The 12,754-nt window shown below is 58.4% G+C and carries 15 protein-coding genes; 12 read left to right on the top strand and 3 right to left on the bottom strand.

All coding sequences use genetic code 11. The features are described 5' to 3' along the window. Positions 1-119: 119 nt before the first annotated feature. Positions 120-965 (top strand): SDR family oxidoreductase, encoded by an 846-nt coding sequence (locus ACZ5K9_RS07360; protein ID WP_464273774.1) that lies wholly within the window; start codon positions 120-122, stop codon positions 963-965. Between the two features lie 174 nt (positions 966-1,139). Here ACZ5K9_RS07360 and ACZ5K9_RS07355 read toward each other — a convergent pair whose 3' ends face one another. Next, positions 1,140-2,303 carry an oxidoreductase gene (locus ACZ5K9_RS07355; protein WP_464273773.1) on the bottom strand — a complete coding sequence of 388 codons (1,164 nt, stop codon included), beginning with the start codon at positions 2,301-2,303 and terminating at the stop codon, positions 1,140-1,142. A 401-nt stretch (positions 2,304-2,704) separates the two neighbouring features. Here ACZ5K9_RS07355 and rpmH point away from each other — a divergent pair, with 401 nt between their 5' ends. The 7 genes from rpmH (at position 2,705) to rsmG (ending at position 8,164) form a co-directional block, all read left to right on the top strand. After that, positions 2,705-2,839, top strand: a complete 135-nt coding sequence (gene rpmH / locus ACZ5K9_RS07350; protein WP_464273772.1) for a 50S ribosomal protein L34 — start codon at positions 2,705-2,707, stop codon at positions 2,837-2,839. A gap of 23 nt (positions 2,840-2,862) precedes the next feature. Then, positions 2,863-3,234 (top strand): ribonuclease P protein component, encoded by a 372-nt coding sequence (gene rnpA / locus ACZ5K9_RS07345; RefSeq protein ID WP_464273771.1) that lies wholly within the window; start codon positions 2,863-2,865, stop codon positions 3,232-3,234. Then, positions 3,231-3,458 (top strand): membrane protein insertion efficiency factor YidD, encoded by a 228-nt coding sequence (gene yidD, locus ACZ5K9_RS07340; RefSeq protein WP_464273770.1) that lies wholly within the window; start codon positions 3,231-3,233, stop codon positions 3,456-3,458. The genes rnpA and yidD overlap by 4 nt, the downstream gene beginning before the upstream one ends. A gap of 14 nt (positions 3,459-3,472) precedes the next feature. Further along, entirely contained in the window at positions 3,473-5,149 is a 1,677-nt protein-coding gene (gene yidC, locus ACZ5K9_RS07335) for a membrane protein insertase YidC (RefSeq protein WP_464273769.1), read from the top strand. A 65-nt stretch (positions 5,150-5,214) separates the two neighbouring features. After that, complete coding sequence (gene jag, locus ACZ5K9_RS07330) at positions 5,215-5,895, top strand: RNA-binding cell elongation regulator Jag/EloR (protein WP_464273768.1); 681 nt, start codon at positions 5,215-5,217, stop codon at positions 5,893-5,895. Between the two features lie 25 nt (positions 5,896-5,920). After that, a complete protein-coding gene (gene mnmE, locus ACZ5K9_RS07325) occupies positions 5,921-7,324 on the top strand; it encodes a tRNA uridine-5-carboxymethylaminomethyl(34) synthesis GTPase MnmE (protein ID WP_464273767.1) in 1,404 nt (467 codons plus the stop codon). 21 nt (positions 7,325-7,345) lie between these two features. Then, positions 7,346-8,164, top strand: coding sequence for a 16S rRNA (guanine(527)-N(7))-methyltransferase RsmG (rsmG, locus tag ACZ5K9_RS07320; RefSeq protein ID WP_464273766.1), 819 nt, complete (start codon positions 7,346-7,348; stop codon positions 8,162-8,164). Here the strand turns inward: rsmG and ACZ5K9_RS07315 are convergent. Both ACZ5K9_RS07315 and ACZ5K9_RS07310 read right to left on the bottom strand, forming a co-directional pair. Then, positions 8,159-9,526, bottom strand: coding sequence for a nicotinate phosphoribosyltransferase (locus ACZ5K9_RS07315; protein WP_464273765.1), 1,368 nt, complete (start codon positions 9,524-9,526; stop codon positions 8,159-8,161). The genes rsmG and ACZ5K9_RS07315 overlap by 6 nt on opposite strands. Positions 9,527-9,560: 34 nt before the next feature. Further along, positions 9,561-10,082, bottom strand: coding sequence for a cysteine hydrolase family protein (locus ACZ5K9_RS07310; RefSeq protein WP_464273764.1), 522 nt, complete (start codon positions 10,080-10,082; stop codon positions 9,561-9,563). Positions 10,083-10,180: 98 nt separating this feature from the next. Between ACZ5K9_RS07310 and ACZ5K9_RS07305 the strand changes: the two genes are divergently transcribed. From ACZ5K9_RS07305 to cobU, 4 genes are read left to right on the top strand one after another with little or no spacing between them, the layout of a single operon-like run. Beyond that, positions 10,181-10,444: a hypothetical protein gene (locus ACZ5K9_RS07305; protein ID WP_464273763.1), complete on the top strand. Its 264-nt coding sequence runs from the start codon at positions 10,181-10,183 to the stop codon at positions 10,442-10,444. After that, positions 10,441-11,211, top strand: a complete 771-nt coding sequence (locus ACZ5K9_RS07300) for a ParA family protein (RefSeq protein ID WP_464273762.1) — start codon at positions 10,441-10,443, stop codon at positions 11,209-11,211. The genes ACZ5K9_RS07305 and ACZ5K9_RS07300 overlap by 4 nt, the downstream gene beginning before the upstream one ends. Beyond that, positions 11,204-12,091 carry a ParB/RepB/Spo0J family partition protein gene (locus ACZ5K9_RS07295; protein WP_464273761.1) on the top strand — a complete coding sequence of 296 codons (888 nt, stop codon included), beginning with the start codon at positions 11,204-11,206 and terminating at the stop codon, positions 12,089-12,091. Before ACZ5K9_RS07300 ends, ACZ5K9_RS07295 begins: the two co-directional genes overlap by 8 nt. Beyond that, positions 12,088-12,618, top strand: a complete 531-nt coding sequence (gene cobU / locus ACZ5K9_RS07290; protein WP_464273760.1) for a bifunctional adenosylcobinamide kinase/adenosylcobinamide-phosphate guanylyltransferase — start codon at positions 12,088-12,090, stop codon at positions 12,616-12,618. The genes ACZ5K9_RS07295 and cobU overlap by 4 nt, the downstream gene beginning before the upstream one ends. The last annotated feature ends 136 nt before the right edge of the window (positions 12,619-12,754 follow it).

The raw sequence follows: 12,754 nt of genomic DNA, 5'->3' as shown, positions 1-12,754 counted from the left end.
CCGTGGACCCTGATCGGGACCGGCGAGAGAACGGCGGAGGGATCTCACCCCCGCCACGGCCTCGTCATGCGCCCCGACCATCCGTGGAAACGGGCGGGCGCGAAGGATGGTGCTCGGAAATGACACAAATGACGATTCCCCAGAAGGCTCGACTTGACGGCCAGGTGGCTGTGATTACCGGTGCCGGGCGAGGCATCGGGCAGGCCGCCGCCGAGCGTTTGGCGCTGGCCGGCGCGACTACGGTGCTCGTCGCGAGAAGTTTGGAGCAGATCCGGCACGGTGTGGAGGTGATCCGTTCGCGGGGTGGGCGGGCGGATTGCCTCGAGTGCGATGTGTCCCAATGGGAGCAGGTGCGCTGGATGGCCGAACAGACCGTGTCGCGCGTCGGTCGACCGCACATCGTCGTGGCCAACGCCGGCGTCATTGACCCTGTGGGCGACGCGTGGACCCTGGATCCCAAGAATTGGGCCAACAATCTCGCGGTGAACCTCACAGGGGCCTTTCACATGGTGAGAGCCTTCATGCCGGCCATGATCGAGGCGGGCCGCGGGGTTTTCATCTTCACCTCCAGCGGGGCGGCCACGCATCCGGTGCCGGGCTGGAGCGCTTACTGCGCCGCCAAGGCGGGGATGGATCTTTTTGCAAAAACCCTTGCCGAGGAAATCCGGAGAACGAACGCGGGCATCCGGATCCACATCCTTTATCCGGGGATTGTGGATACGGCCATGCAACAGCGCATCCGCGACATCTCAGAGGATCGTTTTCCCCTGGTGGGGGATTTCCGAACCTATTATCGTCACGGCCTCCTTCGTCCCCCTTCCGAACCGGCAGCCCTCATCTGGTGGCTTGCGACGCCGTTCGCCGTGGACTATCACGGCCGCGTGGCGTCTCTGGACGATCCGGCGGTGCGCCAGCGACTCGCCTCAGACCTGGATCTTCCCCTTTTCAAGCCCCGGGAGGGATAAACGGGATCATGGGCTGAAGGATCGGCGGTGCGGGTGGGGGACGGTGCGGGACACCGAGCCTCCGGGGCTTGACCTTTTAATAGCCCTGCATCGCGGGAATGCGCAGGCGCCGGCGTCCTTCCCTCCAGACCTAAAGACGGCCTCGGTTCCTGTCCGGCCTCGGTCCCGCCCCATTTATGGCGATCCGGCGATTTCTCGTTCTGCCTCTTCGGGAGATTCCTGGATTCGGGCCAAGAAGGCCGTCCGCCTTTCCTTGGACCACTGAGAGCAGAAAGCCGGCTTGCCCTTCATGACCCTTTTCATGCACAGAGAGCATGCAGGTTCACAGCGGATGATGGGCTCATTCACCTCACCCAGAGCTTTTCGAGGCCACAGGGGATCGGCGAAAAGAACCCTCGCCAGTCCGATGAGGTCGGCTTTTCCTCGCGCGAGAATGGATTCGGCGGCCTCCGGATCCTGGATGCGGCCGGCCGTAATAATCGGCGTGTGCTGGACGGCGTTCTTGATCTCGGCGGCGAAATCCTGCATGTATCCCTGTTCTTTCTCCTTGGCGAGGTACTCTGGGCTGAAGAACGAATCGTACGTCCCCGCCATGACCGAAAGGTAGGCGGCGTCCCTTTTCTCCAATTCCCGGGCGAAGACGGCCGTCTCGTCCACGTGCAGCCCCTCGGGGAGCCACTCGTCCGCCAGAAAACGGTACCCCACGGGAAAGGTGGGTCCAACGGTTTCGCGCACCGCTTCGAAGACTTCCAGGGGGAAGCGCATTCGGTTTTCTAGAGGCCCACCGTACTCATCGGTTCTGCTGTTGGTCCGAGGAGACAAGAATTGCACCAAGAGGTAACCGGTCCCGCCGTGGATTTCCACCAGGTCAAAGCCCGCCGCTTTCAGACGGTTGGCGGCTTTGGCGTAAGCCGTTCGAACCTCGGCCATCTCTTCCCGTCCCATCGGCCGAGGGACAACCTGACCGGTCGCAACGGGAGATGGCGCCAGTCTATCCGGAGTGAACGCGTAACGCCCGGCATGGTTGATTTGCACCGCGGCAATAACCCCTTCATCCTTGAGGACACGTGCCAATTTTTCCAGCCCGGGAAGAAACCGGTCGTCATCGGCTCGGAGCATGTAAGGGCTCCCTCGCCCGGTTTCGTGAACCGCGATGTTTTCCACCACAATCATGGATGCCCCGGATCGAGCCATTTCCCGGTAGTGATCGATGAGCAGTGCACTGACGGTCCCGTCGGCCTGGGCGTACCCTGCAAAAAATGGGGCCATCGTGATGCGATTCTTCAGTAAGAGCCCCTGAATTCTGAGGGGCGAAAAAAGTCTGGGAAACCGACTCATGGCAAGACCTCCTTGTTCCGGCTAGTTCATGTGCACGGCTTCTCGAGCCATGGGCGCACGTATCGACCGGCTCAGTGGTGCCTCTGGAATCCGAAGCGATGTCACCACAATGTCTTTTGACACATTCGTGCAAAAATGGCCATGAGGTGCTGGATAGTTCAGCGCGCTTGATTTTGGGCTGAAATCGCGAAGCTCGGGGCATGGGCCTTCCTTCCACAGGGTTTCCCTGAGTTGCAAGGACGCTGCCCCGCTGTGTGTGCTTGACAAGGCCACGTGGGCTTGACTATAAGCAACAATTCGCTTCCAAAGCGAAACGTGGGACCAGGCCTTGCGAGCGGCAGCGCACCGGAGACCTCAGTCTCAAGGATGATGCGCGACAATGAAAGGGGAAGGAAAAGGTCATGAAACGCACATTTCAACCTCATAATCTGAGAAGGAAGCGCACACACGGATTTCTTGTCCGCATGGCCACGAAATCGGGACGGGCCGTCATTAACCGGAGGCGCGCCAAAGGGCGGAAGCGCTTGGCCGTGTAAGCCATGCGGGGCATGGGGCGGTCGTGCCGACCACAAGCCGCAGCCGACAGTCCTTCCGGCCCGAGGAGCGCCTGAAGAAACGCTCGGAGTTCTTGAGGGTAAAGCGAGTCGGCCGTCGGTTCTCGTGCGGCGCCTTCATCATCAATCTGGCGCCCAACGGTCTGACGCACCACCGGTTGGGGCTTGTGGTGGAAAAGAAATACTGGAACGCTGTTTCGAGGAATCGGATCAAAAGACGGGTCCGAGAGTGGTTTCGGCATGCGAAGCATGCCTTGCCGCAGCCGAGCTTGGATATTGTGGTGGTCGCCCGCCCCGGTGCAGAAAGTTTCCCGACACCGAAAATGACCGACCTTTTCAGGGAGTGCTTTAAGAAAGGCGGTCTACGAATGGCATGATGAAACGGCTGCTGTTGTATGCTGTAAAAATTTATCAAATGTGTCTTTCACCCCTCCTTGGAGCCCACTGTCGATTTCATCCGTCCTGTTCTGCTTACATGTATGAAGCCATCGAGAGGCACGGGGCATTCGCCGGCGTGTTGTTGGGAAGCTGGAGGCTTCTCAAGTGCCATCCGTTTCATCCCGGCGGTTTTGATCCCGTGCCCACAAAATTCTGGAAGTGAACGGAGCGAACTTCATGGAAAAAAGAGCCTTATTGGCATTCGCCTTGTCCATGGCGGTCTTGTTTTTGTGGGAAATTTTCCTTTCACCGGACTCGAACCGAAAAACCCAAACCCCATCCGCCCCGCAAGCCACAGCGCCGGTGAAGCCCGAGTCCTCCACGGGAACATCGGGTCCTTTTGCCACCCCCGGTCTCCAACGGGAAGTGGATCTGGCCAATGTGCCCCAGCAGCACTCAGGACCGGCGACGGCGACGAAGACTTGGGTCGTGGAGACGCCCCTCTACACGGCCAGGATTTCTTCCGCCGGAGGACGCATTGAGAGCCTCACGTTGAAAAAGCACCGTAAGGAGGTGGATCCGTCATCTCCCCTGATGGATCTTATCCCCTCCAAGGGTTCGGGATACTTTCCGCTGGCCGTCGATCTCCTCCAGCGCGGCAACTGGCCTTTGGCCACCATGGCCTATGAGAGCGAGACGCCGACGGAGATGCGTTTAAACGCGGGGGATTCCGAGCAGACCTTGGTGCTGACGGCGGAAATTCCCGGGGCCGTGAGGGTCCGAAAAGCCCTCCGCTTTTCGCCACACACGTACGCCATAGGCGTGGATGTGACCCTGGAAAACCTCTCCGATGTGCCGTTGACGGATCAGTTGGGCATCAGTTCGTACGCCATGCCGTTCGACGGAGTGGAGTCTTCGTACAACCAGTCCCACGTCACAGTGTTCAAGAACGGTTCGTTGGAGCACTTCGACCAGAAGGCCCTGAAAAAAGAAATCCCCTTGCTCAAGCCGCCCTTGCATTGGATCGGTTTTGAGAACAACTACTTTCTGCAGGCCTTGCTGCCGGGAGCCCAGGCGCATTTCCAAGTGGCCCCTCGGCTTCTCGATGCCAATGCCGGACTGGTGCAATTGGTCTATCTCACCGACCCGTTCACGGTGGCTCCGGGTGCCGCTGTAACGGTATCCAACACGTATTATTGGGGGCCCAAGGAGTTGGAGGCTTTGAAGAGAGCCGACGGGCGTTTGGAGCGGGCTTTGGATTTCGGATGGTTCAGTTTCTTGGCCAAACCGTTGCTGATCTTCCTCAGGTGGCTCTACGATTATACCCGGAACTACGGGGTCGCGATCATTATCCTGACGGTGATCATCAAGATCCTGTTTTGGCCCTTGACGCATAAGAGCTTCAAGTCCATGCAGGTGATGAAAAAAATCCAGCCCAAGATGGCCCAGCTGCGGGAGAAGTACAAGGATGATCGAGAAAAACTGAACCAGGAACTCATGATGCTGTACCGCACCTACAAGGTGAACCCCTTGGGAGGGTGTTTGCCCATGGTGCTTCAAATCCCGGTGTTCTTTGCCCTTTACCGCATGCTTTACGGCGCCATCGAACTACGGCATCAGCCGTTTTGGCTGTGGATCAACGATCTCACCGCGCCGGATCGTCTGTTCATTGGATTCGAAGTCCCGTATTTGGGCGGGCTTCCCGTGCTGACCCTTCTCATGGGGGCGAGCATGTTCATTCAGCAAAAGATGACGCCGTCAGCGGGCGATCCCCGACAGGAAAAGCTCATGCTCATGATGCCCGTGATTTTCACCGTCTTCTTTATCAACTTTCCGTCGGGTCTCGTGCTATATTGGTTCGTGAACAATGTCTTGTCCATCGTGCAGCAGTACTGGATCAACCGACAGGCTTAACCAGGCGCCTCTCCGCTTCAGACTGGCGACCGCGCGTGCGCTTCGGACGATAAACGGAGGAGAGTATGCCAACGCAGGAATTTGAAGGGAAAACCCTCGACGACGCCATTCAATCGGCCTGCGAGGCGTTCCAATTGCCTCTGGAAAAGTTGGACATCGAGGTCCTCTCGAAAGGCTCTTCTGGCATTTTTGGCATCGTCGGGGCCCGCAAAGCACGCATTCGCGTCACCCCAAAAGAAACGCCTCTCGGCAGGGCGTGCGACCGGGCCAAGGAGGTGCTCACGGAAATCTTGAAGTATGTGGAGGTCCCCACGGTTGTGGAAAGTGAAGTGCGGGATTCGAGCATCTACTTGAACATTGTGAGCAACGGCTCGGGGCTGCTCATCGGCAAACGCGGCAAGACCTTGAATGCCTTGCAGTACGTCGTCGCCAAGATCGTCAGCCGAGAGGTGGGCGACAGCGTACCCGTGATCGTGGACACGGAGAATTACCGCTCCAAAAGGGAAAGCAATCTCACAGAAATGGCGTTGCAACTGAGTGAGCGCGTCAAGAAGTCCCGGCGTCCAGTGACCACAGGTCCCATGAACGCCCAAGATCGCCGCATCATTCATATGGCCCTGAAGGAAGATCAGGGTGTTCGAACCAAGAGCAAAGGCGAAGGCAACCTGCGCCGGGTCGTCATCTATCCGGCGAAGAAGACGAAAAACATTCCAGACTCCATGACCGAAGCGAAATCCAACGCATAGTGAGCGGAGGCTGCATCCGCGCACGATGGACATTGTCTGCCGATCCGAGACAATCTGCGCTATCGCAACTCCCATCGGCATCGGGGGCATCGGGATCCTCAAAATCAGTGGCCCCGATGCCCTTCCCCTTCTCCTGAAAATTTTTCGACCCGCCCGCCCATCCTCGCTTCCCCCCATCTCCCACAAACTCATTTACGGGTGGATCGTCGATCCCGACTCCGGGACGATCATTGATGAGGTTCTCGCCAGTTACATGGCGGGCCCTCGATCCTACACGGGGGAAGATGTGGTGGAAATCAACTGCCACAGCGGCTACGCTGTTCTGAATCGCATGCTGAGTCTCGTGTTGGCTCAAGGCGCCCGCATGGCCCGGCCCGGCGAATTCACTCTGAGGGCTTTTTACAACGGGCGGGTCGATCTGTCTCAGGCGGAAGCCGTGGTGGATCTCATCCATGCCCGCTCAGAAAAGGCTTTGGAAGCCGCCGGGCGGCAGTTGCGCAAAGGCTTTGGGGAACGGATCGGCCGGTGGCGCGAGCAACTCCTTGACATCGAGGCCCGCCTGGAAGCCTTGATGGACTTTCCAGAAGACCTCGACGCTGAAGACGAGGGCGAATTGGAAGGATTGGCCGAAGAGTTGGAGCGCCGCTTTGTTCCTGCTGTGCAAAGCATTGTGGATCATTACGAGGAATCCCGGATGCTTCGGGAAGGCCTTTCCATGGTTCTTGTGGGAAAGCCCAATGTGGGCAAATCATCCCTTCTCAACGCCTTGGTCGGCCAGGAACGAGCCATCGTCACACCCATTGCGGGAACCACTCGAGACGTCATCGAAGACGGATTTCTGGTCGGGGGAATATGGATCAGGGTGTTGGATACCGCGGGCATCCGTGAAAAACCTGACGTGATCGAATCTCTGGGAATCGAACGCACACTGCGCTCCGTGGAGGAAGCCGATCTCGTCCTCTGGATCGTCGATCAAAGTCGAGTTCTGGATGCCGACGACGATCGCATTGCGGAGAGGACGCAGAGGAAAAGGCGCCTCGTGGTCTTAAACAAGAGCGACTGTCCCTCGGTTACGACATCTGAAGCCCTTAGAGCGCGCTACGGAATCCACGATCCCATCGTGCCTCTTTGTGCCCACAGGCCGGAGGACATCCAGCGTTTGAAAGCCTATCTGGAAAACAATGTGCTCCGGGGGGTCATTCTCGGAGCGGAATCCACATTTGCCGTGAACATGCGCCAGAAAGAGTGCCTCGAACGGGCCTTGGAAGCACTAGGCCGGGCTGTCAAGGCAGCGCGAACCCAAGGCCTGCCTGAACTGGTCGCCGAAGACATCAGAACAGCGCGACAGGCCATGGAAGAAATCCTGGGTGTTCATGTGGATGATGCTGTTCTCGAGCGCATCTTTTCACGGTTTTGCATCGGCAAGTGAAAGACCAAGAGCGAGAAAGCCGTGAGCAAAGGCAAGGGCCGAGCCTGTCGGCACGCGATTCTCCGCCTCGGGGCCGAGGGCGGACTGGCTTTGTCGGAAGAGCAGGCGGAACGGTGCTGTCGCCATCTGGAACTTGTGGAGATGTGGAATCGCCGTGTCAACCTCACACGCATCACCGGCTTCGACGCCCTAGTCCGGCATGTGCTGGACAGCCTTGTGCCTTCGATCTGGTTGCCCGACGTGGGCCGGGCTTTGGATGTGGGCAGCGGCGCGGGCTTTCCAGGTGTTCCCCTGGCCATCGTCTTTCCGCGCCTTCAAGTGACCTTGTTGGAATCCGATCGGAAAAAATCCAGCTTTCTCAAGTTTTGTGCAGCCGATTTAGGGCTGACCAACGTGGTGGTCGTCCATGGTCGTGTGGAGGAGATATCTCGGGGGTTAATGGATCGCCGTCGGGTCGAAACCTCAGGAAGTGAACGTGAACTGGAGTCGTTTTGCTTTGATTTGACGACCGTGCGGGCCGTACGGGTGGATTCGATCCTGTTGGAGCATCTGGGTTTTTTGCTCAGATCCAACGGCATTGTGGCCTACTGGGCAGGTCCGACATCCCAGGCCCACATCCCTGGAGACATCCCGCTGAGAACGTGTTTTGAAACCTTCATCCCGATACGCCTGAAAACCTCCAGAACCACGAGAGACACGAAAAAACCCGAGGTCGCTCCCGACCACGCAGGACTTTCAGAAGCCTCGGCGGTTTTGGTCCGCTTGGAAGACAGGGAATACGTCCTTCCCGCCGATTTCGGAACACGGCGTCTCCTTCGCTGGGTCCGCCGGGATTTATGAACGAATTTCCTGGACGACGCGGGCTTGACTGACGCGCTCTTGCAAGGCTTGGAGCGGCCTGCTGGGGTGCACCGGATATGTCTTTTCCGGCGTGAGTGCTTTGTAGTCTTGTGGCAGCCGCTCCCAATCGGCTTGAAAACGGGCACGGATTTCCGCCAAGGATTCTTCAGGGATGGTCCGCTGTCCATGGACGACCACCGGACTCAGAAGCGGCTCGAAACCAGGGTAGTTTTCTTGCTTCAGTGCCAAGACGTCATGCTCCATGAGTCCGGAGGGATCATAGGAACGAAACACTTGCTTTTCTCCCACCCACGTGATCTTTCCCGGGCTGAGCTTGAGCACGGGGCGGCCGTCGTATTCCACCAACTTATAGGCCATGTCCAAATAAGGCGCGTCCGCGGAGACGCCCAGGCGGGTGCCGATGCCGAATAGGTCGATATGGGCGCCGGAGCGCAAAAGATCGTCCACCCGATATTCATCCAGATTGCCGCTCGCCATGATGGCCACATCGGGGAAACCGTGGTGACAGAAGAGTTCGCGGACCTGACGACTCAATCGCTTCAGGTCACCGCTGTCCAGCCGCACGCCCCGCAATTTCTTTCCTTGAGCTTGGAGTTCCCGAGCGATGACGACAGCCTTTTCCGCTGCGCTCAGAGTGTCATAGGTATCCAGAAGCAGGACGGTATTGTCGGGAAAAGCTGCGGCGTAGGCTCGGAAGGCCTCCATCTCGTGCGCAAAACTCGTGATATAGGAATGGGCCATAGTTCCATAGACGGGGATGCCGTAAAACTGCCCGGCAAGAACGTTGCTCGTGCCGAGAAATCCGGTGATATAGCTGGATCGGGCCGTTTTCATCGCGGCGTCGACACCGTGGGTGCGCCGTGGTGAAAAGTCGATGAGGGCGCGCCCCTGAGCGGCGTGAAGGCATCGCGAGGCTTTGGTGGCCACCATAATTTCCAGATGCAATGTGTTGAGGATAATGGTCTCCAAAAGCTGGCCTTCCACGATGGGGGCGGTGACTTCCAGGATCGGTTCGTTGGGGAAGAAAATGCGCCCTTCAGGGATAGCTCGAATGCTCCCGGTAAAGCGCACGGTTTTGAGGTAATTCAGAAAGCCGTCGGGAAATCGGCCGAGCGACCTCAGGTAATCGATGGAGGTTTTATCAAAATGAAAATCCTCAATGACGGCGAGGATGCTCTGCAAACCCGCGGAAACGAAATAGGCCCGATTGGGCGGCAGGTCTCGAATAAAGAGGCTGAAGGCCGCCCGGCCATGCATGCCCTCTTTCCAGTAGCTTGCCGCCATAGTGAGCTGATAAAGATCGGTGAAAAGTTCCGGCCGATAGCCGAGCCATAACGTCATGGGGTCGCCTCCTTTTTGGGCGTGGAGCGGACCTTCACCGAACGGTGGCACCGTAGACGCGGGCCATTCGTTTGAGCGCGAACGCATGAAATTCGGAATCGAAGTCGGCAACGGCTTCTGATGGGACCACCACCGGGTAATCCCGATTGCGAAGGTCTCCGACCGTATCCATGACGCAGATGGATGTACATACCCCGACAACCCAGACTTCTTCCGGCGCGAAACCTTTGAGAATGCCTTCGAGATCGGTACCAAAAAAGGCGCTGTATCGGGTTTTTTCCACGACGCGCGTTCCGTGCGGAAGGGGTAGTTCCGGGATCACGTCCGCACCCCACGTGCCTCGGACCGCATGGGGTGGGAACATCTGAAACTCAGGATCATCACTTCGATGGGCGTCCTTGACGACAACAATGAGGTGGCCCTGCCGAGAGAACTCCTCCATGAGCCGTCGAACGGCAGGGATAATCGCCCGGGCCGCCTCTCCGCAATACAGAGCGCCGCCCGGATCGACGAAGTCGTTGAGCATGTCGATGACCAAGAGCGCTTTGCGTGTCATGGCGTGAACCTCCTCGCGCGTTCAATGACAAAAAAATTGTATCACACGCCCTACTCAGTATATTAGAGATTCTTTTCGGTAAAGGGAGAGGCAGCACCATGCGTTTGGAACGTATTTCAGCGACCACTCGCGATCATTATTGCGGAGCCCAAGAACCGACGGCATTGGAATGGCGGGGACGGCGCTATCGAGTGATCTCGATCGAAGATCGTTGGTACGAGGGATACGTTCCTTCTCATCGTGTGCCCATGCGCTATTACCGCGTACTCGTGGATACGGGGGAAAGGTTCTTGGTGCGGTATCATGAGCTGTTTGATGCGTGGAGCCTGGTTGTCCCTCGAGAGGAGGGAGCAGCTCCATGACGTCGATCATGGCCGTTGCCAACCAAAAAGGGGGCGTGGGCAAGACGACGACCGCGATCAATCTCGGGGCTGCGCTGGCGGCCAGAGGCAAGCGGGTTCTTCTGGTGGATTGCGACGCCCAGGGAAACGCCTCCAGTGGGTTGGGCGTTCGAGTCTCTGAACCCGAAGCCACGCTCTACGGCTTGTTGCGGCGGGATGTGAAGCCGCCTTTGCATCGGCCCTTTGAGAGTCTGTCCTTGTGGGTTCTGCCCGCCAATGCGTCGTTGGCTGCGGCCGAGTGGGAGCTGGCGGTGCAAGAAGGTGGCGAGACATTGCTCGCGAAAAAAATGGAGTCGATCTGCCAGGATTTCGATGTTGTTGTCCTGGATTGCCCACCGTCTCTAGGGCTTCTCACCGTCAACAGCCTTTGTGCCGCCCGGGGTGTCCTCATCCCATTGCAGTGCGAATATTTTGCCATGGAGGGTCTGACATTACTCCTGGAAACCATTCGCAAAATCAAAATGCGGTGGAACCCGGATCTGCGCATCTGCGGTATTGTGCTGACCATGTTCGACCGACGCAATAACCTGTGCCATCAAGTGGCCACGGAAGTGCGCCAACATCTGGGCGGTCGGGTGCTCAAAAGCCTGATTCCGCGCAATGTCCGCTTGAGCGAATGCCCGAGTCACGGGCTGCCCGTGATGCTCTACGACCGAAATTCGGCCGGCGCTCGGGCTTACATGGCCCTGGCCGAAGAACTCCTGAAAATGGAAGACAGTGGTGGCTGATAAAAAGAAGGGTCTCGGTCGCGGACTTCAAGATTTGTTGCCTTCCACCGACTGGCTGAAAAGCGAAGAGGTCCAGGTCTTCTATTGTCCTGTGGACCGTCTTCAGCCCAATCCGTTCCAACCTCGGCAGAAGGTGGAAGATGCCAGCTTTCCCGAACTGGTCCAGTCCGTGCGGGAAAACGGCATCCTTCAACCCATTCTGGTGACGCGCGGCGCCGAACAGGGAACGTACACGATTCTTGCCGGGGAAAGGCGCTGGCAGGCCGCTCGGGCTGCCGGACTCCATGAAGTGCCGGTGGTGGTCCGGGAAGCGACACCACGCGAGTCCCTCGAGTTGGCTTTGGTGGAAAACCTGCAACGCCAAGACTTAAATTGCATCGAACAGGCGGCGGCGTATCGCCGACTGCACGACGAGTTTGGCCTCACCCAAGCGGAAATCGCCCAGCGTGTGGGTAAAGACCGGTCGACAGTCGCCAACATCATGCGCCTGATTCAATTGCCGCTGGCCATACAACAGGACATTTTGGACGGTCGCCTGAGCATGGGCCATGCCCGTGCCCTACTGGCGCTTCCCGACGATGAAGCCCGCCTGGCCATGCGGGATGCCATCGTGCGTGGGGACCTGTCCGTGCGCCAGACCGAAAAACGCATCGGCGATTTGCTGAACGCCAAGGCCGCTACGGTTTCCACCCCGCCGCGGTCGCATTGGCCGGAACTGGAAAGACGTCTGAGGCAGCGTCTAGATCTTCCCGTCACCGTCAAGAGACAAGGGGATCAAGGCACGGTGACCATCAGGTTTCGCAACCCTGAGCAGCTCGGCAGGTTACTTCGGCATCTGGGGCTGGCCTTGGAATCCGATGAGGACAATCCCACCCCATGAGCTGGCCTCCAACCCCGCATCTCATTTTGGGTGGGGCACGCAGCGGCAAGAGCACTTATGCCGAAAAGCTCGTGATGGCCTATGTCCCCCCCTACCGCTACGTCGCCACGGCGGAAATCCTCGATGAGGAAATGGCCTCCCGGGTGCTTGAGCATCAAAGCCGACGCGGCCCATCGTGGCAGACCGTCGAATGCCCTCTGACGCTTGCCGATACCCTGTCGGCGCTGGACCGTGACCCCGGCCCGGTTTTAGTGGACTGCCTGACTCTGTGGTACTCCAACCTCATCCTTCGCTTTGGTGCCATCGAGGCCAAGGCCCATGTGGAATCTTTGTGCCAAGTTCTCTCGAGGGCTTCTTCTCCGGTAGTGCTTGTCTCCAACGAGGTGGGCTGGGGGATTGTGCCGGACAATGCCCTGGCGAGAAGCTACCGGGATTTGGCAGGGTGGGCCAACCAAAGGGTGGCCGAAGTGTGTCCCGGTGTGACCTTGGTCGTGGCCGGTATCCCGGTTGTTCTCAAGCCTCGATGATCTCTTGGGAGCTGTGTTTTTGGGCGTTCAAGAGGTGTCGTGCAGGGAGGCGGCGTCCCTGTGTGGGAAGGCCGCCCGGGCGTCTCGGTGCCGGATCCGGTTCGTGTTATGCCTCAGCCCATGGGCGCCGCCCGGC

Source organism: Desulfosoma profundi (assembly GCF_055387865.1).
This window is presented reverse-complemented; position numbering and strand designations above follow the sequence as displayed.

Excerpts from the sequence above, each read along its gene's own strand:
- ACZ5K9_RS07360 (WP_464273774.1), top strand. The coding sequence starts at position 120 with ATGACACAAATGACGATTCCCCAGAAGGCTCGACTTGACGGCCAGGTG.
- ACZ5K9_RS07355 (WP_464273773.1), bottom strand. The coding sequence starts at position 2,303 with ATGAGTCGGTTTCCCAGACTTTTTTCGCCCCTCAGAATTCAGGGGCTC.
- rpmH (WP_464273772.1), top strand. The coding sequence starts at position 2,705 with ATGAAACGCACATTTCAACCTCATAATCTGAGAAGGAAGCGCACACAC.
- yidD (WP_464273770.1), top strand. The coding sequence starts at position 3,231 with ATGATGAAACGGCTGCTGTTGTATGCTGTAAAAATTTATCAAATGTGT.
- yidC (WP_464273769.1), top strand. The coding sequence starts at position 3,473 with ATGGAAAAAAGAGCCTTATTGGCATTCGCCTTGTCCATGGCGGTCTTG.
- jag (WP_464273768.1), top strand. The coding sequence starts at position 5,215 with ATGCCAACGCAGGAATTTGAAGGGAAAACCCTCGACGACGCCATTCAA.
- mnmE (WP_464273767.1), top strand. The coding sequence starts at position 5,921 with ATGGACATTGTCTGCCGATCCGAGACAATCTGCGCTATCGCAACTCCC.
- ACZ5K9_RS07315 (WP_464273765.1), bottom strand. The coding sequence starts at position 9,526 with ATGACGTTATGGCTCGGCTATCGGCCGGAACTTTTCACCGATCTTTAT.
- ACZ5K9_RS07310 (WP_464273764.1), bottom strand. The coding sequence starts at position 10,082 with ATGACACGCAAAGCGCTCTTGGTCATCGACATGCTCAACGACTTCGTC.
- ACZ5K9_RS07305 (WP_464273763.1), top strand. The coding sequence starts at position 10,181 with ATGCGTTTGGAACGTATTTCAGCGACCACTCGCGATCATTATTGCGGA.
- ACZ5K9_RS07300 (WP_464273762.1), top strand. The coding sequence starts at position 10,441 with ATGACGTCGATCATGGCCGTTGCCAACCAAAAAGGGGGCGTGGGCAAG.
- cobU (WP_464273760.1), top strand. The coding sequence starts at position 12,088 with ATGAGCTGGCCTCCAACCCCGCATCTCATTTTGGGTGGGGCACGCAGC.